Origin of the sequence: Pelagibius sp. (assembly GCF_028289705.1) — a bacterium.
GTDB lineage: Bacteria > Pseudomonadota > Alphaproteobacteria > Kiloniellales > Kiloniellaceae > Pelagibius.
The window spans coordinates 12,214-34,603 of the sequence record NZ_JANQOI010000013.1 but is presented as its reverse complement, the minus strand read 5'-3'; the positions used below and the strand labels follow the sequence as shown (position 1 = coordinate 34,603).

Sequence of the window (22,390 nt, the reverse complement as noted above, 5' to 3'; positions counted from 1 at the left end):
TCCTAAAATCGCACGCCGGTGGCCTATCGGCCGGCATGCCGCTCCCTAGAGGCTGCCCTTGGTGGAGGGCACGGCATCGGCCTTGCGGGGGTCGATCTGGATCGCCTCGCGCAGGGCCCGGGCCAGTCCCTTGTAACAGGACTCGACGATATGGTGGTTGTTGGTTCCATAGAGGTTTTCGACATGGAGGGTGAGCCCCGCGTGCTGGGCAAAGGCCTGAAACCACTCCTTGAAGAGCTCGCTGTCCATGGTGCCCAGCCGGTCCTGGCTGAAGGCCACCTTCCAGATAAGATAGGGCCGGTTGGAGGCGTCCAGCGCCACCCGGCTCAGGGTCTCGTCCATGGGAATGAGCGCCGCGCCGTAGCGCCAGATCCCCTTGCGGTCCCCCAGCGCCTGGGCGACCGCCTGGCCCAGCACGATTCCACTATCTTCGGTTGTATGGTGGGCATCGATATGCAGATCGCCCTCGGCCTTCAGCGCGATGTCGATGAGGCTGTGGCGCGAAAGCTGCTCGAGCATGTGATCGAGGAATCCGATCCCCGTGCTCACCTCATAGCTGCCCGTGCCATCCAGGTTCACGCTGGCGCTGATCCTGGTTTCACTGGTGTTTCGCTCGACTGTTGCCCGGCGCATGTCCTACTGCCCCCCGGAAACGGAGGCTTCCCTGCCATCCATGGATGAAAACGAAGGCGCCCTTGTAACAGGAAGGTCCGGGTTATGCCAGAACCCTTGACGCCGCCCCAGAAGCGGTCAATCTGGCGGAAATCCCGCTTGACCCGGCTGCCGCCTTTGCCCATGTGAACCTCCATGTCCGAAAACGAACCTTCTCAAGGCCGACACCCCGTCTGGCACGGGACCACAATCCTCTCCGTCCGCAAGGGCGACAGGGTGGTGGTCGCCGGCGACGGCCAGGTCAGCTTCGGCAACACGGTGATGAAATCCAACGCCCGCAAGGTGCGCCGCCTGGGCAAGGACAAGGTGATCGCCGGCTTTGCCGGGGCGACCGCCGATGCCTTCACCCTCTTCGAGCGCCTGGAGGCGAAGCTGGAGACCTATCCCGACCAGTTGACCCGCGCCTGCGTGGAACTGGCCAAGGACTGGCGCACCGACCGCTACCTGCGCCGGCTGGAGGCGATGATGGCGGTGGCCGATACCTCCACCTCCCTGGTGCTCACCGGCACCGGAGACGTGCTGGAGCCGGAAGACGGCCTCATCGGCATCGGCTCCGGCGGCGCCTTCGCCCTTTCGGCGGCCCGCGCGCTTCATGATATCGACGGCCTCGACGCCGAGGCCATCGCGGCCAAAGCCATGGCCATCGCCGCCGATATCTGCATCTATACCAACGACAGCATCGTCATCGAGAGCCTGCCCGCCACCGCGGGCAAGGCCACGGGTTCCGCAGCCACGGCGCCCGAGCCGAAGGGCTGAGGGGCGCCGACCGCCATGACCGAGACCAACAGCGCCTTCTTCAGCCCGCGCGAAATCGTGTCGGAGCTGGACCGCTTCATCGTCGGCCAGAACGACGCCAAGCGCGCGGTGGCCATCGCCCTGCGCAACCGCTGGCGCCGCCAGCAGTTGCCCGAAGAGCTGCGCGAAGAAGTCCTGCCCAAGAACATCCTGATGATCGGCCCCACCGGCGTCGGCAAGACCGAGATCGCCCGCCGCCTGGCGCGCCTGGCCCAGGCCCCCTTCCTTAAGGTGGAGGCCACCAAGTTCACCGAGGTCGGCTACGTCGGCCGCGACGTGGAGCAGATCGTCCGCGATCTGGTGGAGATCGCCATCCACATGATCCGCGAGCGCCAGCGCCAGGAGGTCAAGGCCCAGGCCGAACTGAACGCCGAGGAGCGGGTGCTGGACGCCCTGGTGGGCGCCAATTCCAGTGGCGATACCCGCCAGAAGTTCCGCCGCATGCTGCGCCAGGGCGAGCTGGACGACCGCGAGATCGAGGTCGAGGTCCAAGACAGCGGCGGCCTGCAGCTCCCCACCATGGAGATCCCCGGCATGCCCGGCGCCTCCATGGGCATGCTGAACCTGGGGGACATCTTCGGCAAGGCGCTGGGCGGGCGCCGCAGGCAGCGGCGCATGAGCGTGGCCGAGTCCCACGAGGTGCTGCTGGCTGAAGAGAGCGACAAGCTGCTGGACGAGGAGAGCGTCGTTTCCAGCGCGATTTCCACCGTCGAGCAGAACGGCATCGTCTTCCTCGACGAGATCGACAAGATCACCGCCCGCTCCGACCGGGCCGGCGCCGACGTCTCCCGCGAGGGCGTGCAGCGCGACCTGCTGCCGCTGATCGAGGGTACGACGGTGGCCACCAAGCACGGCGCGGTGCGCACCGACCACATCCTGTTCATCGCCTCCGGCGCCTTTCACATGGCCAAGCCCGCCGACATGCTGGCCGAGCTGCAGGGGCGCCTGCCGATCCGTGTGGAGCTGGACGCGCTCACCCGCGACGACTTCAAGCGCATCCTGACCGAGCCGGAGAACAGCCTGATCCGCCAGTACAAGGCGCTGATGGACACGGAAGGGGTGACCCTGGATTTCACCGAGGACTCCATCGACGCCCTGGCCGACCTCTCCGCCGAGATCAACTCCTCGGTGGAGAACATCGGCGCCCGGCGGCTGCACACGGTGCTGGAAAAGCTGCTGGAGGAGATCTCCTTCACCGCCACCGACCGCAGCGGCGAGACCATCACCATCGATGCCGAGTTGGTGCAAAGCCGCGTCGGCGAACTCTCCAAGAACGCCGACCTGTCGAAGTTCATTCTTTAGGGTCTGATCGACTTACGTCGAAGCGGTTCCAGCCCACTTCCCCGCCCGGCGCCGAATTCAACAACTACGGCAGCCGCAGTTCGAACTCTTCGTGGATGGCCGGAGGATTGGCCTGCCAGGCGGAGTGATCGGCGTGGATCTGGCGGTCGCGCATCTGGCCGATCAGCATCATGTCGATGGCCTCGCCGTCCGCGGCCAGCGGCATAAAGATGCGGGCGATGGTGCGCGGCCCGGTGATCTCCGCATAGTTATAGCGGGTGCGGCTGTAGAGCGCCCCTGGCCCCGCCGCGCCGCGGCTGAACAGAGCGGTGATGTGGTCGCGGTAGGGACCTTCCGGCACCGCCTCGTGCAGGAGCTGGCCGGTGGGGTCGATGCCGAAGGCGACGTCGGTGCCGACGAGGCGCAGGCGGAACTGCAGGCCGCCCCTGTCAGGGGCCCCGGCTGTCCCGGCGTCCAGTACGTCGGTCAGCATGACGAAGGGCAGGACGGTAGGGATCTCCGAGGGCAGGATGTCCGCGCGGGCGGGCCAGGAGCGGTTGCCGCGCTTGGCGGTCCAATAGTCGTACAACTGGCGCAGCGGCAGCTCCGTGATCTCGGCGCTCGGCCTGCTGCCGTTCAAGGCCCGGCCCCGCTTTCGGCGTCTTCGCCCTGGCCAGGCCCTTCCCGGGCAGCGCCCTCCGGATCGACCACCGCCAGCAGGCGCTCCAGGTCGGGACCGTCCAGGTCGCCGATACGCTGCGCCAGCAGGTTGGCCAGCAGGGTCGCCTTGGGATCGAGCCCGGCGGTGTCCACAGCGATGCGCGGATGGGAGAGGTCGGCGAGACGCTGCAGCTCCTCGGCGTCGTCCCAGATGATGCCGAGGTACTGGCAGACCCGGTGGACGAAGCGCCGGCTGGGTTTGCCGCGGCGGCCGTGTTCCATGGCCGAGAGATAGGCCGGGGAGACCTGCAGGCCGGCCGCCATGTCCTTCAGCGCCAGCTTGCGCTCGGCCCGGATGGCCCGCAGCTTTTCACCGAAGGGCGTCACGAGGCCCCCTGCTCCCCGTCCGTCTCATCATAGAGGCCGTGCTTCCTGTGCCAGTCCGCCAGGGAGTCGTCGGGATAGCCGGCATAGCAATCGGCGCGGTCGGCATCCGGTGGAAGCTGCACCCAGCCCGGTTTGAACTCCAGCATGATGCAGACGCTTTCCGGCGCCGCCGGCAGGGGCGTGTCGATGGCCGAGGCGAAGGGGTGCAGCAGCTCCGGCCAGCGCGGGTCGAAGACATAGAGGGCGGAGCCGCAGTGCTTGCAGAAGTGCCGGCGCGCCGGGCTGGCCTCCTCGGGGTCGCGCCCGGTCCCTTTCGCCTGATAGACGGTGACGTGCTCCTCGCCCTCGACGCTGAGGCTCGCGGCCTCGCCGGAGAGATTGATGGCGTAGCCGCCGCCGCCCGCCGTCTTGCGGCAGATCGAGCAGTAGCAGCGCATGTAGGGCACCGCGGCTCGTGAGGACACCGAAAAGCGCACGGCGCCGCAGTGGCAGGATCCTTCGAGGTGCTGCACGCTCGCTCCCTGGCTCCCCGGAAAATAACCGGATCGGAGTTTAGCGACTTTTGCCGCGGAAGGCGATTCCTGCTTGGCCCCGATCAGCGCCTCTTGCGAAGCAGCACGTAGAGCGCGCCGGTGCCGCCGTGCTTCTGCTGGGCGTAGTCGAAGGAGAGCACGCGGGCGCGGTTCGGCGCCTCGTTCAGCCAGCGGGGCACCGCGGCGCGCAACACGCCGCCCTGGTCCTTGTGGACGCCTTTGCCGGTGACCACCAGCACACAGCGTTTGCCCTCGCCCTGACAGTCGGCGAGGAATCGCTCGAGGCGGCCATGGGCCTCGCTCTGGCGCAGGCCGTGCAGGTCGAGGGTCGCCTCGATGGGCAGCTTGCCGCGGCGGAAGCGGTCGGCCTTGCGGCGGTCGAGGCCATCACGGCTGCCATGGGTGAGCGCTGCCTCCGGCCGCCGGGTCGCGCCCGGCGCCGCGGATGTCCGCGGCTGTGCCCTGGGTCTGGAGGGGCCTGCGACCGGTCCCGCAGCATCCTTGCGCAGGTTCGGCTGTCCATCGTCGCCGAGCAGGTCGTCGGCCCGGGAGCGTAGTTTGTCGCGGCCGCTGAGCGGCGCGGCCTGGTCGGCGACGTGGCGCCAGAGGCGGCGGTCTTCCGGCGAGAGGCCGGAAGGGGGCGATTTGCGCTTGCCGGTCATGGCGGCCCGCCGGATCGTCAGTCCGCGGCCGCCGGCTGCTCCGCGTCCTCGATCAGCAGGACATGGAGGCGGCGCGGCCCATGGGCGCCCAAGAGGATGGTCTGTTCGATATCGCCGGTGCGCGAGGGCCCGGTGATCATGTTCACCGCCCGGGGCATGGTCCCATTGCCGAAGCGCGCGCGCAGGCGGGTCCAGGCTTCCTCGTAGGCCCCGACGACGTCGGAGGCCCGCAGCACGACGATGTGGTTCTCCGGCAGGAAGTTGAGGGTAATCGGCGCCTCGGCTCCCGAAGCCATCACGAGGGTCCCGGTCTCGGCGATGCCGGCGAAGGCGCCGGTCACGGCGGTGGGATCCGTTTCCTGGGCGCTGCCCTCGGTCACCTCCAACAGTGGCTGGCTGTCCCAGGGCAGGACGCGCAGGTCCTCGCGCGGGGCCAGGCGCAGACGCGGCGGCAGGTTCTCGCTCTTCAGATAGTCGGCGACGGCCTGGGGCACCTCGGCCGCATCGTCGAGACGCGCAACGGTGGCCGAAAGCTCGGTCAGCATTTCTTCCAGGAGGTCGAGCTGCGCCGCGTGGTCGCGCTGGCCGCGCGCCGGGATCAGGCCGGCCCGGGGCTGTGCCAGGCGCTCCTCCAGCAGGCGGCGCTCCTCCGGCGCGGGCTGCTCACGCTTCAGGGAGCGGCGCAGCGCCGCCATGATCTGGCCCTTGCTGCCGTTCGGGCGCGCCTCGCTCATGATCCCGCTCCGCCCTTCTGCCGCTCGGCCCAGAGCTGCTGGAAGGTCTTGCCTTGCGGGGCCGGGAAGTCGCGGTGCTTCGTCCAGCCGCCGGCGAAGGGCAGGGCGTTGAAGCGGCCCTGGGCGCGGCCCAAGGCGCCGAGCACCCGCATCTTGAGGCCGAGGAGCCGGTGATAGAGCGCCGGCCGCCGCGCGAAGAAGGCCCAGAAGGCGAGCCCGAAGCGCACCGCCTTGGGGCTGAGGTGGCGTTCGAACTCCCGCTCGCGCCAATGGCGCATCATGCGCGGCAGCGGGATGCGCATGGGGCAGACCGACTCGCAGCGCCCGCAGAAGGTGGAGGCGTTGGGCAGGTGCCCCGCCTCGTCGACGCCGATCAGGCTGGGGGTCAGCACCGCGCCCATGGGCCCGGGATAGACCCAACCGTAAGCATGGCCGCCGACGGCGTGATAGACCGGACAGTGGTTCATGCAGGCGCCGCAGCGGATGCAGCGCAGCATGTCCTGGAACTCGCCGCCCAGCATCTGGCTGCGCCCGTTGTCCAGCAGGATCACGTGGTACTGCTCCGGCCCGTCCAGGTCTTCGGGCCGGCGCGGCCCGGTGGAAAACGTGGTGTAGGCGGATAACTCCTGGCCGGTGGCCGAGCGCGCCAGCACACGGAGGATCGTCGTGGCGTCCTCCAGATTGGGAACCACCTTCTCCAGGCTGGCGATGACGATGTGGACCTTCGGCAGGCATTGAGTGAGATCGCCGTTGCCCTCGTTGGTGACGATGATCGAGGTGCCGGTCTCCGCCACCAGGAAATTGGCGCCGGTGATGCCGACGTCGGCCTCCAGGTAGCGGTGGCGCAGCATCTGCCGGGCTTCTGCCACCAGTTGCTCCGGTTCGACGAGGCTGCGGTCGGCGGGCAGTTCGTCGTGGTGGTGGCGGAAGTCGGCTTCGACCTGGTCCTTGGTCAGGTGCACCGCCGGCGCGATGATATGGCTCGGCGTTTCGTGGCGAAGCTGGATGATGTATTCGCCGAGGTCGGTTTCCACCACATCCAGGCCGGCCTCTTCCAGATGGGCGTTGAGGCCGATCTCCTCGGAGATCATGGACTTGCCCTTGGTCACCACCTTGGCGCCGGCATCGCGGCAGATCGTCAGGATGGCGTTGCGCGCCTCTTCGGCGGTGGCCGCCCAATGCACCTGGCCGCCGCTGGCCAGCACCTTCTCTTCATAGCGTTCGAGGTAGAAGTCCAGGTTCGCCAGGGTGTGGTTCTTGATATCGCGGGCGGCATCGCGCAGGTCCTCGAACTCCGGCAGGCGGGCGCGGGCCTTGGCGCGCTTGCCGATGAAGCCCGCCTTCACGTTGCCCAGGGCCTTCTGCAGGGTCTGGTCGGCCAGCGCCGCGCGGGCGTTCTCCTTGAAAGCCGGGGAACTGCTCTGCAGCATCAGCCCGCACCCCCAGCCGGATCGCCCGCTTGACCGGGTTCGCCGATGGCCGGGCGGTCCGCCATGTCGGCCAGCACCTCCGCCACGTGGCGGGCCTTCACCGGCACGCCCTGGCGCTGCAGCTTGCCGGCCATGTTCATCAGGCAGCCGAGATCGCCGGCCAGCAGGGTGTCGGCGCCGCTGGCGGCGATGAAGCCCGCCTTGTTGGTCACCATCTTGTTGGAGATGTCGGGGTATTTGACGCAGAAGGTGCCGCCGAAGCCGCAGCAGACGTTGGACTCCTCCATCTCGCGGATTTCGACGCCGGGAACGCTGTCCAGCAGCTTGCGCGGCTGCGCCTCGACCCCCAGCTCGCGCAGGCCCGAGCAGGAGTCGTGATAGGTGACGGCACCGCTGAATGAGGACTCCACCGCCTCCACCCCCCGCACGTCGGCGAGGAAGGAGACCAGCTCGTGGGTGCGCGCCGCCAGTTCCTCGGCCTTGGCGCGCAGCGGCGGATCGTCGGCGAAGAGGCCGGGGTAGTGCTTCTTGATCATGGACGCGCAGGAGCCCGAGGGCGCCACCACATAGTCGTAACCGGCAAAAGCGGCGATCACCTGTTCGGCGATGGCCTTGGTGTCGGCGCGGTCGCCGGAATTGTAGGCCGGCTGGCCGCAGCAGGTCTGGGCCCGCGGGACGGAGACGTCGCAGCCCGCCTGTTCCAACAGTTTCACGGCGGCAAAGCCCACCGAGGGGCGGATCAGGTCGACCAGGCAGGTGACGAAAAGGCCGACGCGGGGCCGCGATTCAGCCATGGGCGGTCCTCTCACTCCCTGCGGTTCTTGTTCCCAGCGATAATGGTATTACCAATTTGGAAAAGCAAGCGGCAGCACCGGCTTGACGGCGATCATGGTGCCTCGGGCGGGCTAGCTCGCCTGCTGCCGCCGCTCGGCCACCGCCTTGGGGAGCAGCAGGAAGTAGCGCCCCTTTTGCTTCATGCGGCCGGCCTGGGCCAAGGCGGGCTCGCCGGAGCCCCAGTAGAAGTCGCCGCGCACCGCGCCCTTGATGGCGCTGCCGACGTCCTGGGCCACCATCAGCCGGCGCAGCGGCCGGTCGGTGGCGGGCCAGGTGGTGTCGAGATAGAGCGGCACGCCGAGGGGAAGCAACCCGGAATCCACCGCCAGGCTGCGCCCGGGGGTCAGCGCCACCCCCTGGGCGCCGATGGGCCCCTCGCCGGTGATCTCCCGAAAGAAGATGTAGCGGGCATTGCGCTGCATGACCTCGCGGGCCTTCTCCGGGTGGGCCCGTAGCCAGTCGCGGATCGACTGCATCGAGGCTTTCTTGCGGTCGATCAGCCCTTCGTCGATGAGGGCCCGTCCGATGGCGTAGAAGGTGTGACCGTTGGAGCCGGCGAAACCGACCCGCGTGGTGCTGCCGTCGGGATAGACCACTCGCCCGGAGCCCTGGACGTGCAGAAAAAAGACGTCCACCGGGTCCGCGGCCCAAAGCAGCTCCGCGCCTTGTCCGGCCAGCGCGCCGCCGTCGATCTGCTTGCGGGTCAGATAGGGAACCAGCCGCCCGTCGCTGACCCGCCCGACCAGATGCTTGCCGCGCAGATCCGCGCGGAAGCGCCCGAGGTCGACAGTCACAAGATCCGCGGGCACGCGGTAGAGCGGCGTTGCCCCCGGTGCCTTTGGATCGCGGGTCCCCTTCAACTCCGCTTCGTAGTAGCCGGTGAAGAGACCCTCGGTCTCGCCCGCATGGGAAACCGCGAAGGGCCGGAAGGCCGCCTCGATGAGCTGGCGCAGCGCCGCGTCGTCGCCGGCGGCTTCACCGAAGGCCCGGCAGGGCTCCATCCAGTCGCTTACCGTGCCCGCCAGCCCGTCGGGGCCCACCGGCCGTTCCGCCGGCTGCACGGTGAGACGTGCGCAGGAGCGCCGCAGCGCCGGAAGGGCCTCGGCCAGGGGATCCTCAGTCCAGCCGGGAAGATCGGCGTAGTCGACAGGGGTCAGCAGCAGGGCCGGAGCGGTCGGCGCCTCCGAGGGTTGCGCGGGCGCCGGCTCTGCACGCTCCTGCTGCGGCGCCTCGCCGTTACAGGCGGCGACAAAACTCAGAAAAACGATGGAAAGGCTTGCCTGCAGGAGCGTCCGGCGATGCCTGCGCCAAGCGCCTCGACCGGCAGACAAGGGCGCCCGGTCAGTTGGGGCTGCGGGTGGCAACCAGCGTCCAGTTGGGGTCCCGGCTGCGGGTGTTGCGGGCAAAGGTCCAGATGTCGGTGATGGTGGTCACCTCGTTGGGGTTGCCCTCCACGATCCGCCCTTCGGCATCGCGGGTCACGTTGACCTGTTCGGACACGAACTTCACCGTGACGAAGGCCGTCTTCTGCTGCATCTCCGCTTCGATCAGATCCACCGAAGTGATGCCGATCAGGGTGGTTTCCAGGTTCTCGTTGCGGCTTTCGCGGTCCTTGATGGCGCCGCTGAAGTCCTCATAGACCTCGTTGGCCAGCAAGGGGCGCAGGCTCTTGCTGTCGCCCTGTGCGAAGGCCGCGACGATCAACTCGAAGGCGCCCCGGGCGCCGGCCAGGAACTGGGAGGGATCGAAGTCGCGGTCCGCCAGCCTGATCTGGGTGACCCCGGCGGCCAGCGGCGATTCGTCCCCGCCGGCTTCGGCCTGATCGGGCTTCGGACGGTCCAGCAGTTCTTCTTGTGAGATTTTTGCGCCCTTGGTCCGCTCCTGGGCCCGGTCCGGCAGTTGGATGACCTTCTCGTCCTCGCCTTCGCCCTCCCGCTGGCGCTGGCGGAAAGGATCGAAGTCCGGCTTCTCGTGGCCGGTGCGCTTGCCCAGCACCGAGCGCAGCTTGAAGACAAAAAAGGCTGCGACTGCAGCAAGGATCACTATTTCAAGGAGACTGCCGTCGCTCATCTGCTCTGCAATCTGTGAGGCGTGCCGCGGCTGGCCTTGCCGCCCGGTTTATGGGCATTATGTAGGCAACTGGTGAAGAAAGAGCAAGTATGGCCCTAATTCTGCTCGCTGTCTTTATTGGTGTTCCGCTGATTGAAATCGCTGTGTTTATTGAGGTCGGCGGAGCCCTCGGCGTGTGGCCGACAATCGGCGCCACCGTGGCCACGGCGCTGGCCGGCAGCATGCTGCTGCGTGCCCAGGGCCTGACCACCCTGATGCGCGCCCGCGCCCAGATGGACCAGGGCCAGCTTCCCGCCCGGGAGATGTTCGAGGGGATCTGCCTGGTGCTGGCAGGGGCCCTGCTGCTGGTGCCCGGATTCGTGACCGACGCCCTGGGACTGCTGCTCTTCGTCCCGCCCTTCCGCGAGGCTTTGCGCCGCTATATCGGCCACCGCCTTGCCCAACGTGGGGCGGCCGGGCGGACCCGGATTTTCGTGGACGGCCAGGAAATCGACCCCAACTCGTGGAATCGGGACAAGCGGCGCCCGGGGGGCGTGATCGATGGCGAGTTCGAGGAAGTCGATGATAGCCCTGGCGGCCCAGGCGGCAGCGGGCGTAGCGGGGGCCGGAACGACCCGGATCCGCCGCGGAGGCTAGGACCTTGATCCTCGTCCGCCACGGCCAGTCCCATTTCAACGTTCACTTCTCCGCGACCCGCAAAGACCCGGGGATCGTCGATCCGGGTCTCACCGAGGAAGGCGAGCGCCAGGCGCAGGCAGCGGCGGAGGATCTGTCCGGTCGCGGGATCGAACGGATCATCGCCAGCCCCTACTGGCGCACTCTGCATACAGCCGAAATCATCGCCGAGCGCCTGGGGCTGCCGGTCAGCATCGATCCGCAGGTGCGCGAGCGCTACTTCTTTACCTGTGACATCGGCAGCCACCGCAGCGATCTGACGGCACGCTGGCCGGCTTTCGCGTTCGGCGGCCTGCCGGAGCGCTGGTGGCCGGAGGAAGAAGAGACCGAGGATGCTCTGGCGATCCGCTGCGCGGGTTTCCTGGACAGCATTGCTGGCGACGAGAACTGGGACAAGCTCCTGGTGGTCACCCACTGGGGCTTCATTCGCGGGCTGACCGGCGAAGCGGTGGCCAATGGCGTGGCCCTGCGTTTCGACCCGCACGTAGGCGAGGTCTCGGCGACGCTTTAGATTCAGGCTGCCGTCGGGGCCGTACCGGGTGCCTTTGTTGTGTATCGCGGCGATCCGTGATAGCCAAGCCGGCCGATCATCACAGGAGGCGCGAATGGCCGAAGAAGCCGCGCAAGCACCGCTCACCATCAACAGCCAGTACGTCAAGGATCACTCTTTCGAGAATCCCAACGCGCCCAGCATCTACGGCACCATGCGCAAGGAGAGTCCGCAACTCAACGTCAACGTGGAGGTGACGCCGTCCCACCTGCAGGGTGCCATCTACGAGGTCATCCTCGGCCTGCGCGCCGAGGCGAAGATCGGCGAGACCACGGCCTTCCTGGCGGAGCTCGACTATGCCGCGGTGGTGACCATCGCCGAGAACCTGGACGAAAAGGTGCGCGAGCAGATGCTGATGATCGAGGTGCCGCGCTTCCTCTTCCCCTTCGCCCGCGCCATCTTGGCCGACGACACCCGCGACGGGGGCTTTCCGCCGCTGATCATGAACCCCATCGACTTCGGCCAGATGTATCTCAGCCGCAAGATGGCGCAAGCCGGTGAGGGGGCCGGCGAAGGCGCTGGTGAAGCGACTGACGAGGGCGCCGCGTCCGAAGGCAGCGATGCGGGCGAACAGCCGGAGACCACAACCGACGGCAAGACAGCCGCGGATGCCGGTGCCTCGGCGAACGGCCAGGCCTAAGCCCGAAACTTCTTTCGAAAACGTCCCGGATCGCAGCTCGGCTCGCCGGCCCTACTGGCGCCAGACCGGATCGGTCAGCTTCTGCAGCATCGCCTCGTGGGCCGCTTGCTCGTCGGGCGTCGGGCTATGCGGCCGCGCCGGGCGGGCGTCGCGGGCGAGGGGCTGCAGTTGCGCCATCGGCTGCCGGCGCTGCTCCAGAGTCAGCCCCGGCTGGCGCCCGCCACAGAGTTCGAGATAGACCTCCGCCAAGAGCTCGCAGTCGAGCAGAGCGCCGTGAAAGGTGCGCTCCGAATTGTCGATCTCGAAGCGCCGGCAGAGCGCATCCAGGCTGACCTGGCCGCCGGGAAAGCGCTTGCGCGCCAGGGCCACCGTGTCGACTGCGCGGTCGACCGCCAGCCGCGGCAGGCCGGCGGCGTTCAGCTCGGCATTGAGAAACTTCATGTCGAACTGGGCGTTGTGAATCACCAGCTTGGCCTCGCCGATGAAATCGAGGAACGGCTGGGCGATCTCCGCAAAGCGCGGCTTGTCGGCCAAAAAAGCGGCACTGAGGCCGTGGATCTTCTCGGCCTCTTCCGGCATGTCGCGCTCGGGGTTGATGTACTCCCGAAAGGTGCGGCCCGTGGGCATGTGGTTCAACAACTCAAGGCCCGCCACTTCCACGACGCGGTGGCCCGCCGCCGGGTCCAGGCCGGTGGTTTCGGTGTCCAGCACGATCTCGCGCACTAGGCGTATCTCCTGAAGAGCTTGTGCAGGGGCGGACGCCAGTCGGCGCCGCGCTCGCGCAACAGTCTGACGATGGCGCGGAGTTGGCGCAAGGCATGGGCCTTGTCCAGGCCCGTCTGGACGACGAAGTCCGCCCGCCGGCGTTTTTCTTGATCGGTCATCTGCCGCTCGAGGATCGCCCGATAGCGGGCCTCGGTCATCCCCGGACGGGCAAGCACGCGGGCCCGCTGCGTCGAGGGCGGCGCGGAGACGACGATCACCGCGTCGCAGAGTTCATCGCCGCCGGTCTCGAAGAGCAGCGGGATCTCCAGCACCGCCATCGGCCGGCCGAGCCGGGCTTGGCGGGCAAGGAACGCCCGGGCCGATGCCCGCGCCAGCGGGTGCAGAATGGCCTCCAGCCGGTCCAGCGCGGCCGGATCTCCCAGAACCCGTGCCGCCAACCGCCGGCGGTCGACAGCCCCGGCCTCGCTCACCCCCGGAAAGGCCGCCTCCACCGCCGCGACCGCCGCCCCGCCACGGGCCATCAGTCCGTGGACCGCGGCGTCGGCGTCATGGACCGGCAGTCCCAGGCGCCGCAGCATTCCGGCGGCGGTGGACTTGCCCATGCCGATGGATCCGGTGAGGCCGATGACCAGCATCGCCCGCTAGGGCTCCCCAAGCACGAAGTCGCGCAGCGTCTGGGTAACCTCCGGCTCGACCCCGAACCAGGCCCGAAAGCCGGGCCTGGCCTGGTGGAGCAGCATGCCGAGACCATCCACCGTGCGGCAGCCTCGCGCCCGCGCTGCGGCCAGAAGCTCGGTCTCCAGCGGGCTGTAAACCAGGTCGGTCACCAAGGCGGAGGGCGCGAGCCTGTCCAGCGCGATCTCCAGGGACGGCTGGCCGCTCATGCCGAGAGAGGTGCTGTTGACCAGCAGCCCGATGTCGTCCAGCGCGTCCGCCCGCTGCGCCCAGGGCAATGCGGTTGCCGCCGCACCCAGTTCGGCCGCCAGCGCCGCCGACCGCTCCGGGCTGCGGTTGCAGATGCGCAGCGCCGGCACGCTGGCCTCGATCAGGGCGACGGCCACCGCGCGGGCGGCCCCGCCGGCGCCGAGCAGGACGGTCGGCGCAGCAGTCAGGTCATGCCCGGCCGCGCCCGCTTTCAGGTTTTCGATGAAGCCGAAAGCATCGCTGTTGGAGCCGTGGATCCGTCCCCCGTCAAAGACCAGGGTATTCACCGCGCCGATGCGCTCAGCCGTCTCCTCCAACCGGTCGCAGAGCGCCAGGACCTGTTCCTTGTGGGGAATGGTCAGGTTCACTCCGCGGAAACCGGCGGCCGCCAAGCCACGGAGCGCGGTTTCCAGTTCTTCCGGCCTGACCGCCAGGGGCAGATAGGCGCCGTCGATCCCGTAGGTCTCCAGCCAATAACCGTGAAGCCGTGGCGAACGCGAATGGGCGATGGGCCAGCCCACCACGCCGGCCAGGGCCGCCTTGCCGGTGAGGCTCATGCCGGCAGCACCCGGTTGGCGCGCAGGAAGTCCAGCAGCGGCAATAGCGGGAGGCCCAGGATCGTGAAGTAATCGCCCTCCACGGCGGCGAAAAGTTGCGCGCCCGGACCCTCAAGCTGATAGGCACCCACCGAACTCAGGGCATCTTTGCCGACCGTCTCTAGATAGGCGGCAATGAAAGCATCGCTCAGCGACCGCATGGTCAGGCTCGGCGCGGCGTTGTGATGCCAGAGCCGCGCCCCGCCGCGCACCACGCAGACGGCCGTGTGAAGCTGGTGGGTCTTGCCGGTGAGGGCGCGGAGATGGGCGGCGGCATGACCACGGTCCGGCGGCTTGTCGAACCAGACCTCGTTGCAGGTGAGGATCTGGTCGGCGCCGATCACCAGGGCGCCCGGGTCCTTGCTCGACAACCGCTGGGCCTTCAGTTCGGCCAGTGTTTCGGCGGCCTGACCCGCGGTGGCGCCCTCGGCCTTCAGGGATTCCTTGACCGCCGCCTCGTCGACCGCGGCCGCTTCGGCATGAAAGACGATACCGGCGGCGCTCAACAGCCGGCGGCGCACGGCGCTGGCAGAGGCGAGGACTAGGACTGGCGCCTCCGCCGCCATCAACACCGGGGGTGAATCGGCAGCCGTCTGAGTCATGGCTCGGCGCCGATATGCCGCGCATAGTAGTTGAGAATTGTCGCCGCGGTTTCCTCGATGGAACGGCGGGTCACGTCGATCAGCGGCCAGCCGTGCTCGACACAGAAGCGCCGCGCCTGAGCGATTTCCTGGCGCACGGCTTCCAGGTTCACATAGTCGGTTTCCTGCTTGTCGTCGGTCAGCATGCGCAGCCGGTTCTGCCGCACCTGGACCAGACGCGAAGGATCCTTGGTCAGGCCGATGATCAGCGGGCCGTTGGCGCTCAACAGTTCATCGGGCATCGGGCAACCCGGCACGACCGGCACGTTGGCCGCCTTGATCCCGCGGTTGGCGAGATACATGCAGGTCGGCGTCTTGGAGGTGCGCGACACGCCCACCAGAATGATATCCGCCTTGGAGATGTCGCTGCAGTGCTGCCCGTCGTCGTGGGTCAGGGCAAAGGTCATGGCGTCCATGCGGCTGAAGTACTCGGCATCCAGGGCATGCTGCAGCCCCGGCGTGCCTTTCATCTCCGCGCCGAAATAGCTGGCCATGGTGTGGATCACCGGATCGAGGATGGCGATGCAGGGCACGCCGAGCTGCAGGCAGCAACTGGTAAGCTGGTCGCGCAGTTCCAGGTTGACCAAAGTGTAGAGCACCGGGCCCGGGTGAGCCTCGATCTGGCGCACCACCTTGTTCATCATTCCCCGGGTGCGCACCAGGCTCCAGACGTGCTCGATCGGGTCGACGCCACTGAACTGAACGAGGCAGGCGCGGGCGACAGAGTTGATGGTCTCGCCGGTCGAATCGGACACGAGATGCAGGTGATGGGCCGTCATGACGGGCGCTCCACCAGGGCCGCGCCGCTTCCGCCAAAGGCGACTCCGCGGCCAGCGATTCTGTGAATGACTTGTGCAGCTCGCTGGAAAGGCGTGGGAAAACCGGCGTCCGAACCACCACGCCGAAGATTCGTCACATCCACTCCGTCATTCATCAGGCGAGTCTTTCTTCTTCGAACAGATGCGCCCACAGCCGCCCCGAAGCGATAGGCAGGGGCCCGGTACCCCGGTTTTCCCCGTTATCCCTTGCCAGTCGGCTTTGTGCAAGCAAGCGGGATCTCAGGCCCTTTCCTGTCCTCCGGACCGCCCGTGTCCACATGCAACCCACAACCTCGCCCCTCGGTTCCGGCGCTGCGGATGACTCGCTGGACAAGTTCATGCAAAGCGCAGATCCCCAGGACTCACAGGGATCAACAACAGAAACCCAAAAGCTTTCAAATTAAGTTTTGGAAGAAGAAGGCTTTGCCATCACCGTGGAAAACGCCATCTTGTCTGTTCGTGGGTCGCCGGACTAAACAGCAAACAGGCGACGTTACGCAGTCGTCGGTCCTGTCTGTGAGAAGAGTGTCCGTGAACCAAACCAGCGACAAACTCCTGCTAAGCGCGCTTCGGGGAGAAACGCTTCCACGCCCGCCGATCTGGCTGATGCGCCAGGCGGGGCGCTACCTGCCGGAGTATCGGGCGCTGCGCGGTCAGGCCAAAAGCTTTCTGGACTTCTGCCTGACACCGGACCTGGCCGTGGAAGCCACCCTGCAGCCGATCCGGCGCTATGGCTTCGACGCGGCCATCCTGTTTTCCGACATTCTGGTCATTCCCCATGCCCTCGGCCAAAAGGTGTGGTTCGAGGAGGGTCGCGGGCCACAGCTCGAGGCAATCCAGAGGCCGGAGGATCTGGCGCGGCTTTCACAGGACGGTCTGCACGAGGCTCTGGCAGCGGTCTACGAAACCGTGCGCCGCCTGAGGGAGGAACTGCCGGCGGAGGTCACCCTCATCGGCTTTGCCGGTGCGCCCTGGACGGTGGCCAGCTACATGCTGGAAGGGGGGTCGAGCAAGGATTTCGCCGCCGGCAAGCGCTGGGCCTATGGCGCGACGGAGGACTTTCAGCGGCTGATCGATCTGCTGGTGGAGGCGACGGGGGACTATCTCATCGCCCAGATCGACGCCGGGGCCGAGGTGGTCCAGATCTTCGATTCCTGGGCCGGCGTCTGGCCCGAGGAGGCTCTGCGCCGCTGGTGTCTGGGACCGGCAAAGGCGCTCACCGCGCGCATCAAGGCGGAGCGGCCGCAGGTTCCGGTGATCCTCTTCCCGCGGGGCGCAGGCCTGCTGTACCGCGACTTTGCGCAAGACAGCGGGGCCGACGCCCTCGGCCTCGACACCACCCTGCCCCTCGCCTGGGCGCGGGAGGAACTACAGTCGAAGCTCACCGTTCAGGGCAATCTCGACCCGCTGCGGCTGGTCGCCGGCGGCGAGGGTCTGCGGGGAGACATCGAGCGGATCCTGCAGGAGCTGGGCGGCGGGCCGTTCATATTCAACCTGGGCCACGGAATCGTTCCGCAGACGCCGCTCGATCACGTCGAGGCGATGCTGGAACAGATTCGCGGCTGGACCGCGGCGGAACGGCGCGCGGGCTAGCGTCATGAGCCGCATTGCCGTCGTCGTCTTCAACCTCGGGGGACCGGATCGCCCGGACGCCGTCGAGCCCTTTCTGTTCAATCTCTTCAACGACCCGGCCATCATCCGCCTGCCCGGGCCTCTGCGCTGGCTGCTCGCCAAGGTCATCTCCCGGCGCCGCGCCCCCGTGGCGCAGGAGATCTATCGGGAGTTGGGCGGCGGGTCGCCGCTGTTGCCCAATACCGAGGCGCAGACCCGTGCGCTGCAGGCCAAGCTGGCTGGGGATGAGCTGGCCGGGGCTGAGGACGAGTGGCAGGTGTTCATCGCCATGCGCTATTGGCATCCGCGGGCGGCGGAGACGGCACGGGAGGTCGCGGCCTATGGGCCGGACCAGGTGCTGCTGGTCCCGCTCTATCCACAGTTCTCCACCACGACCTCGGCCTCCTCGCTTCGGGAGTGGGAGCGCGAAGCCCGGGCCGCCGGGATCACGGGGCCCAGCCGGACGCTCTGCTGTTATCCGGAAGACCGCGGCTTTGTTGCGGCGACAGCCAAGGGGCTGCGCGCCGCGTTGCGCGATCTGGAGCACGACACCCCGCCGCGGGTACTCTTTTCCGCCCACGGCCTGCCGAAGAAAATCGTGGCCCAAGGCGATCCCTATCAGTGGCAGGTGGAGCAGTCGGTGGCCGCGGTGGTGCGCGCCATGGGGGAGGTCAACCTCGACTGGGCGGTCTGCTATCAGAGCCGGGTCGGGCCGCTGGAGTGGATCGGCCCCTCCACCGATGCGGAGATCGAGCGCGCCGGGCGGGAAGGCCGGCCGGTGATTGTAGTGCCCATCGCCTTCGTCTCCGAACACTCCGAGACCCTGGTGGAGTTGGACATCGAGTATCGCAAGCTGGCGGAGGAGGCCGGCGTGCCGGTCTATCTGCGCGTGCCCACGGTCGCCGACGACAGCGAATTCATTGAGGGCCTGGCGGAACAGATCCTGCACCTGCGCACGGCGGAGCAGGTGCTCTGCTCCCACATCGGGGGACGCTTCTGCCCGGCCCAGTGGGCGGGCTGTCCCCACACAAGGAGCTAGAGGCGACGGCTATGGGCGGCTTTCTGGGCGAAGCCTATCTCTGGGTCAAAAGCCTGCACATCCTGGCGGTGATCGCCTGGATGGCGGCCTTTCTCTATCTGCCGCGGTTGTTCGTCTATCACTGTCAGGCCGAGGTCGGCTCAGCCCAGTCGGAGACCTTCAAGGTCATGGAGCGGCGCCTGCTGCGCGCCATCATGACCCCCTCGATGATTGTGGCGTGGTTGGCGGGGCTGGGCCTTGCGGCCCATCTGGAGGCCTGGACCGAGGGCTGGTTTCACGCCAAATTGACCTTGCTGGTGATCCTGACCGGCCTCCACATGGCCGCTGCCGGCTGGCGCCGCGCCTTTGCCGAGGACAACAATCGCCACAGCGAGCGGTTCTACCGGGTGATGAACGAAGTCCCGGCCTTGCTGATGGTGGGCATCGTCATCCTGGCGGTGGTGAAACCCTTTTGATCGGTCGGCGGGGCTTTGGCGGTACCGCCCTTGCTTGACTTCCCACCCCGCTTGCAGTAACCATCGCCAGTCCTAAGCACCTTGCCGTCCGGCGGTGCTGATCCCATATGTCGAGTCATATTTCATTAACCAGCCAAGTATAGGCTGTAGTTGGGAATTCTTCCCCGCCCCGGCGGTCCTCGTCGCCTCTCCTACGCATCCCCCTCGAGTGACCCCGTCGCGGTGCAGATGCAGGCCAGACAGCTATCCCTCCCTTCGATCGAGCACAGGCGTAAGCGCCCATGAACCTTCAAGAACTGAAAGCCAAGTCTCCGGCGGACCTCCTGGCCTTTGCCGAAGAGCTGGAAATCGAGAATGCCAGCACCCTGCGGAAGCAGGACATGATGTTCGCGATCCTCAAGCATCTGGCGGAAAACGATCAGCCGATCTACGGGCGCGGCGTTCTGGAGATTCTGCAGGACGGCTTCGGGTTCCTGCGCTCGCCGGAGTCCAACTACCTGGCCGGCCCCGATGACATCTACGTGAGCCCCAGCCAGGTGCGCCGCTTCGGTCTGCGCACCGGCGACACGGTGGAAGGGCAGATCCGCGCGCCCAAGGACGGCGAGCGCTACTTCGCCCTCCTGAAGGTCAGCGAGATCAACTTCGATCCGCCGGAGAACTCCCGCCACCGCATCAACTTCGACAACCTGACCCCGCTCTATCCGGACGAGAAGGTCACTCTGGAGATCGAAGATCCCACCACCAAGGATCTGACCCCGCGGGTGATCGACCTGACGGCGCCCATCGGCAAGGGCCAGCGCGCCCTGATCGTGGCGCCGCCGCGCACCGGCAAGACCATGATCCTGCAGAACATCGCCAAGTCCATCGCGGCCAACCATCCGGAAATCTTCCTCATCGTCCTCCTGATCGACGAGCGCCCGGAAGAGGTGACGGACATGGACCGCTCGGTGAAGGGCGAGGTGGTGAGCTCCACCTTCGACGAGCCGGCCAGCCGCCACGTGCAGGTCGCCGAGATGGTGATCGAGAAGGCCAAGCGCCTAGTGGAGCACAAGAAGGACGTGGTGATCCTGTTGGACTCTATCACCCGCCTGGCGCGCGCCTACAACACCGTGGTGCCGAGCTCCGGCAAGGTGTTGACCGGCGGCGTCGACGCCAACGCGCTGCAACGCCCGAAACGATTCTTCGGTGCCGCTCGAAATATCGAGGAAGGTGGCTCCCTGACCATCATCGCCACTGCGCTGATCGATACCGGCAGCCGCATGGACGAAGTCATCTTCGAAGAGTTCAAGGGCACCGGTAACTCGGAAATCGTCCTCGACCGCAAGCTGGCCGACAAGCGCACCTTCCCGGCCATCGACATCGGCAAATCCGGCACCCGCAAGGAAGAACTGCTGGTCGACAAGGGCACGCTTTCGAAGATGTGGGTCCTGCGCCGCATCCTCATGCCCATGGGCGTCACCGATTCCATTGACTTCCTGGTGGACAAGCTGAAGCAGCAGAAGACCAACCAGGACTTCTTCGACTCGATGAATCAGTAGCCGCCGCGCCGGCTTCGGCCGACGCGGCTACGGTCGTGCGGTGTCTTCCGCCATCTTGTTCGGAGACGGTGCAGCGACCAGCAAGCCCGCCAGGGTGATCGAGACCATGCCGGCAATGGTGAGGGGCCCGGGCCGCTCGGCGAAGAGAACGAAGCCCCACAAACTCGCCCAGACCAGATAGGCATAGTCGAAGGTGGCGATGATCGACGGCTGCGCGATCTGATAGGCGCGGGCCACGCCGACGAAATAGGCGGCCGAGAGCAGACCGAGCAGGGCCATGAAGCCCCATTCCGGCAAGCCCATCGCTTGCCAATCTCCGAGCAGGAACGGGAAGAGTGATGTCGTGTCGGCGCCGAGGTCGAGGACGGCAAGCAGTCCCGTCGCGGCCAGACCGGCGAAGAGGAACGCGCCGTGCAGCACGAGGACCAGGGTGAGGGGCGCCTCGTCCTGGCACTTGCTGCGGGTGAGCACCATGGCCAGCGCATAGAAAACCGCGCCCAGCAGGGGCAGGAGCGTGAACCAGGAGAAGGCATCGCCACCGGGCTGCAGGATCGCCATCACGCCGACAAAGCCGATCAGCACGCCGGCCCATTGGCGCGCGGTGACCGCTTCGCCGATCAGGGCCGCGGAGAACAGGGCGATCAGGATCGGGCCGGTGTAGATGGCGACCGCCGCGGTGGACAGGCTGAGCACCGGCAGCGCGGCATAGTAGACCAGCCAAGTGAGCACCAGGAGCCCTGAGCGGAGCAGCGCCCACCCGGGTGCGCGCAGCCGGAGGCGCAGGCCGCTTGCGCGCGCCAGGGCGATCAGGACCGGGATGGCCACGAGGGCCCGCGCGGTGAATAGCTGCCACAGAGTCACCTCCGCGCTGACCAGCTTCACCACCGCATCGGCAGTGGCCATCGCCAGCACGGAGCCCAGGATCAGGGCGATCCCCTCCGCCGTCCGCTGAGGTCTTGCCTCCGCTTTTTGCACCATGACCGAGCCCTCGTGATGGCTCCCTCATCGACCCTCACCGCGAGGGACCGCCGGGACCAAAGACCACCATGGTAGCCGAGTACAGATTGGTGAAAAATATATTGGATCTTCATCACATTATTTCATAGATTCGAACAATGGACCGGGCACCGATCGGCGGCATCGAGGTGTTTCTGGCGATTGTCCGGGAGGGCTCGCTGCGGGCCGCCGCCCGTGCGCTGGGCATCGGGGCGCCGGCGGTCAGTCATCAGTTGAAGGCGCTGGAGCGCAGGATCGGGGTCGACCTGCTGGTCCGCACCACCCGGTCTCTGGAGCTGACGGAGGCCGGGCGCACCTTGCATGCCGGGGCCGCGCCAGCCTTCGAGGAACTCACCGATGCCATCGAAGGCACCCGCGCCGTCGGCAAGTCCACCACCGGTACCCTGCGGCTCACCCTGCCCAGCAGTGTCTACACCCTGATCATCGCGCCGCGCCTCGCCGCGTTTCAGAAGCGTTACCCGGACGTCTGCCTGGACCTCTCCATCAACGAGGGGCTCGTCGATATCGTCAAGGAGGGCTTTCACGCGGGCTTCCGGCTCGGCGACCGGCTGACCACGGATGTGGTTGCGGTGCGTGTGACCGGGGCGTTGACCGCCTGCTATGCCGCGGCGCCCTCCTACTTCGCGGCCTTCGGGCGGCCGGCGCATCCGCGCGATCTGCTGACCCATCGCAGCGTGCGCTACAAGTACATCACGGCCAACCGCATTCACGAGTGGCAGTTCGTCGAAGACGGACAAACGAAGACCGTCGACCCGCCGAGGCGGCTAATCTTCGACAGCATGGACGCCGTGCGGCAGGCGGTGCGGGACGGCCAGGGGATCGGCTGGTCGCTGCGAAAGATCGTCGAGGACGATCTCAAGGCCGGCACCCTGGAGACGGTTCTCGATCCCTACGTCACGGAGCTGCCGCCGTTCTATCTCTACTACCCGGAGCAGAACCGGCGCCTCGAACTGCTGCGCCTGTTCATCGACTTCCTGACCGCAAGGCGGAGCGGGCCGAAACCGGCTCGACGCAAGGGGAAAACGCCGTCAAAGCCTGACCCGAAATAGGGCCTTGTCAGTCGAAGGACTCCCGCGCTCCGGATTCCCCCGATCGTCATTGC

25 protein-coding genes and 1 pseudogene are annotated in these 22,390 nt (G+C 67.2%); 10 read left to right on the top strand and 16 right to left on the bottom strand.

The genetic code is table 11. The features are described from left to right. Nucleotides 1–45: 45 nt before the first annotated feature. Nucleotides 46–633, bottom strand: coding sequence for an imidazoleglycerol-phosphate dehydratase HisB (gene hisB / locus Q0996_RS01225; RefSeq protein ID WP_299615167.1), 588 nt, complete (start codon nucleotides 631–633; stop codon nucleotides 46–48). Nucleotides 634–807: 174 nt separating this feature from the next. On the opposite strand from hisB, the gene hslV reads away from it, so the two are divergent. Together hslV and hslU are read left to right on the top strand one after the other, a co-directional pair. Continuing rightward, a complete protein-coding gene (gene hslV / locus Q0996_RS01220; RefSeq protein ID WP_299615166.1) occupies nucleotides 808–1,428 on the top strand; it encodes an ATP-dependent protease subunit HslV in 621 nt (206 codons plus the stop codon). A gap of 15 nt (nucleotides 1,429–1,443) precedes the next feature. Further along, on the top strand, nucleotides 1,444–2,769 hold the full coding sequence (gene hslU / locus Q0996_RS01215) for an ATP-dependent protease ATPase subunit HslU (protein WP_299615164.1): 1,326 nt from the start codon (nucleotides 1,444–1,446) through the stop codon (nucleotides 2,767–2,769). A gap of 64 nt (nucleotides 2,770–2,833) precedes the next feature. Here hslU and Q0996_RS01210 read toward each other — a convergent pair whose 3' ends face one another. The 9 genes from Q0996_RS01210 to Q0996_RS01170 form a co-directional block, all read right to left on the bottom strand. After that, a complete protein-coding gene (locus tag Q0996_RS01210) occupies nucleotides 2,834–3,388 on the bottom strand; it encodes a PAS domain-containing protein (protein WP_299615162.1) in 555 nt (184 codons plus the stop codon). Continuing rightward, a complete protein-coding gene (locus Q0996_RS01205; RefSeq protein WP_299615160.1) occupies nucleotides 3,385–3,795 on the bottom strand; it encodes a helix-turn-helix domain-containing protein in 411 nt (136 codons plus the stop codon). The genes Q0996_RS01210 and Q0996_RS01205 overlap by 4 nt, the downstream gene beginning before the upstream one ends. After that, nucleotides 3,792–4,307 (bottom strand): GFA family protein, encoded by a 516-nt coding sequence (locus tag Q0996_RS01200; protein ID WP_299615158.1) that lies wholly within the window; start codon nucleotides 4,305–4,307, stop codon nucleotides 3,792–3,794. Before Q0996_RS01200 ends, Q0996_RS01205 begins: the two co-directional genes overlap by 4 nt. A gap of 83 nt (nucleotides 4,308–4,390) precedes the next feature. After that, entirely contained in the window at nucleotides 4,391–4,990 is a 600-nt protein-coding gene (locus Q0996_RS01195; protein ID WP_299615156.1) for a Smr/MutS family protein, read from the bottom strand. Between the two features lie 17 nt (nucleotides 4,991–5,007). After that, nucleotides 5,008–5,724 (bottom strand): lactate utilization protein, encoded by a 717-nt coding sequence (locus tag Q0996_RS01190; RefSeq protein WP_299615154.1) that lies wholly within the window; start codon nucleotides 5,722–5,724, stop codon nucleotides 5,008–5,010. Next, complete coding sequence (locus Q0996_RS01185; RefSeq protein WP_299615231.1) at nucleotides 5,721–7,151, bottom strand: LutB/LldF family L-lactate oxidation iron-sulfur protein; 1,431 nt, start codon at nucleotides 7,149–7,151, stop codon at nucleotides 5,721–5,723. The genes Q0996_RS01190 and Q0996_RS01185 overlap by 4 nt, the downstream gene beginning before the upstream one ends. Before the next feature lie 2 nt (nucleotides 7,152–7,153). After that, nucleotides 7,154–7,948 (bottom strand): (Fe-S)-binding protein, encoded by a 795-nt coding sequence (locus Q0996_RS01180; protein WP_299615152.1) that lies wholly within the window; start codon nucleotides 7,946–7,948, stop codon nucleotides 7,154–7,156. Nucleotides 7,949–8,059: 111 nt separating this feature from the next. Continuing rightward, a complete protein-coding gene (locus tag Q0996_RS01175; protein WP_299615150.1) occupies nucleotides 8,060–9,319 on the bottom strand; it encodes a murein transglycosylase A in 1,260 nt (419 codons plus the stop codon). A gap of 10 nt (nucleotides 9,320–9,329) precedes the next feature. After that, complete coding sequence (locus Q0996_RS01170) at nucleotides 9,330–10,058, bottom strand: Tim44/TimA family putative adaptor protein (RefSeq protein WP_299615148.1); 729 nt, start codon at nucleotides 10,056–10,058, stop codon at nucleotides 9,330–9,332. A gap of 89 nt (nucleotides 10,059–10,147) precedes the next feature. Between Q0996_RS01170 and Q0996_RS01165 the strand changes: the two genes are divergently transcribed. The 3 genes and pseudogenes from Q0996_RS01165 to secB all read left to right on the top strand — a co-directional run. Continuing rightward, complete coding sequence (locus Q0996_RS01165) at nucleotides 10,148–10,702, top strand: FxsA family protein (protein ID WP_299615146.1); 555 nt, start codon at nucleotides 10,148–10,150, stop codon at nucleotides 10,700–10,702. Further along, on the top strand, nucleotides 10,699–11,244 hold the full coding sequence (locus Q0996_RS01160; RefSeq protein ID WP_299615144.1) for a histidine phosphatase family protein: 546 nt from the start codon (nucleotides 10,699–10,701) through the stop codon (nucleotides 11,242–11,244). The genes Q0996_RS01165 and Q0996_RS01160 overlap by 4 nt, the downstream gene beginning before the upstream one ends. A gap of 94 nt (nucleotides 11,245–11,338) precedes the next feature. Continuing rightward, nucleotides 11,339–11,782, top strand: a pseudogene (gene secB, locus Q0996_RS01155) (protein-export chaperone SecB); the annotation flags it as partial. 192 nt (nucleotides 11,783–11,974) lie between these two features. Here secB and dnaQ read toward each other — a convergent pair. From dnaQ to Q0996_RS01130, 5 genes are read right to left on the bottom strand one after another with little or no spacing between them, the layout of a single operon-like run. Beyond that, entirely contained in the window at nucleotides 11,975–12,646 is a 672-nt protein-coding gene (dnaQ, locus tag Q0996_RS01150; RefSeq protein ID WP_299615140.1) for a DNA polymerase III subunit epsilon, read from the bottom strand. Beyond that, the gene (gene coaE, locus Q0996_RS01145; protein WP_299615138.1) at nucleotides 12,646–13,284 is read right to left on the bottom strand and encodes a dephospho-CoA kinase; all 639 of its coding nucleotides are present in this window, start codon (nucleotides 13,282–13,284) and stop codon (nucleotides 12,646–12,648) included. Before coaE ends, dnaQ begins: the two co-directional genes overlap by 1 nt. 6 nt (nucleotides 13,285–13,290) lie before the next feature. Beyond that, nucleotides 13,291–14,130 (bottom strand): shikimate dehydrogenase, encoded by an 840-nt coding sequence (locus tag Q0996_RS01140; RefSeq protein ID WP_299615136.1) that lies wholly within the window; start codon nucleotides 14,128–14,130, stop codon nucleotides 13,291–13,293. Beyond that, nucleotides 14,127–14,735 carry a Maf family protein gene (locus tag Q0996_RS01135; RefSeq protein WP_322096621.1) on the bottom strand — a complete coding sequence of 203 codons (609 nt, stop codon included), beginning with the start codon at nucleotides 14,733–14,735 and terminating at the stop codon, nucleotides 14,127–14,129. The genes Q0996_RS01140 and Q0996_RS01135 overlap by 4 nt, the downstream gene beginning before the upstream one ends. Before the next feature lie 32 nt (nucleotides 14,736–14,767). Further along, complete coding sequence (locus Q0996_RS01130; RefSeq protein ID WP_299615132.1) at nucleotides 14,768–15,589, bottom strand: pyruvate, water dikinase regulatory protein; 822 nt, start codon at nucleotides 15,587–15,589, stop codon at nucleotides 14,768–14,770. Between the two features lie 570 nt (nucleotides 15,590–16,159). Here Q0996_RS01130 and hemE point away from each other — a divergent pair. From hemE to rho, 4 genes are all read left to right on the top strand, one after another. Then, on the top strand, nucleotides 16,160–17,221 hold the full coding sequence (hemE, locus tag Q0996_RS01125) for a uroporphyrinogen decarboxylase (RefSeq protein WP_299615130.1): 1,062 nt from the start codon (nucleotides 16,160–16,162) through the stop codon (nucleotides 17,219–17,221). Between the two features lie 4 nt (nucleotides 17,222–17,225). Beyond that, nucleotides 17,226–18,278 (top strand): ferrochelatase, encoded by a 1,053-nt coding sequence (gene hemH / locus Q0996_RS01120; RefSeq protein WP_299615128.1) that lies wholly within the window; start codon nucleotides 17,226–17,228, stop codon nucleotides 18,276–18,278. 11 nt (nucleotides 18,279–18,289) lie between these two features. Then, nucleotides 18,290–18,733: a protoporphyrinogen oxidase HemJ gene (gene hemJ / locus Q0996_RS01115; RefSeq protein WP_299615126.1), complete on the top strand. Its 444-nt coding sequence runs from the start codon at nucleotides 18,290–18,292 to the stop codon at nucleotides 18,731–18,733. 281 nt (nucleotides 18,734–19,014) lie between these two features. Beyond that, nucleotides 19,015–20,271: a transcription termination factor Rho gene (gene rho, locus Q0996_RS01110; protein ID WP_299615124.1), complete on the top strand. Its 1,257-nt coding sequence runs from the start codon at nucleotides 19,015–19,017 to the stop codon at nucleotides 20,269–20,271. Between the two features lie 27 nt (nucleotides 20,272–20,298). On the opposite strand, the gene Q0996_RS01105 is transcribed toward rho, so the two are convergent. Then, nucleotides 20,299–21,249 carry a DMT family transporter gene (locus tag Q0996_RS01105; RefSeq protein ID WP_299615122.1) on the bottom strand — a complete coding sequence of 317 codons (951 nt, stop codon included), beginning with the start codon at nucleotides 21,247–21,249 and terminating at the stop codon, nucleotides 20,299–20,301. Nucleotides 21,250–21,386: 137 nt separating this feature from the next. On the opposite strand from Q0996_RS01105, the gene Q0996_RS01100 reads away from it, so the two are divergent. Continuing rightward, nucleotides 21,387–22,337: a LysR family transcriptional regulator gene (locus tag Q0996_RS01100; RefSeq protein WP_299615120.1), complete on the top strand. Its 951-nt coding sequence runs from the start codon at nucleotides 21,387–21,389 to the stop codon at nucleotides 22,335–22,337. Nucleotides 22,338–22,390: the final 53 nt, after the last annotated feature.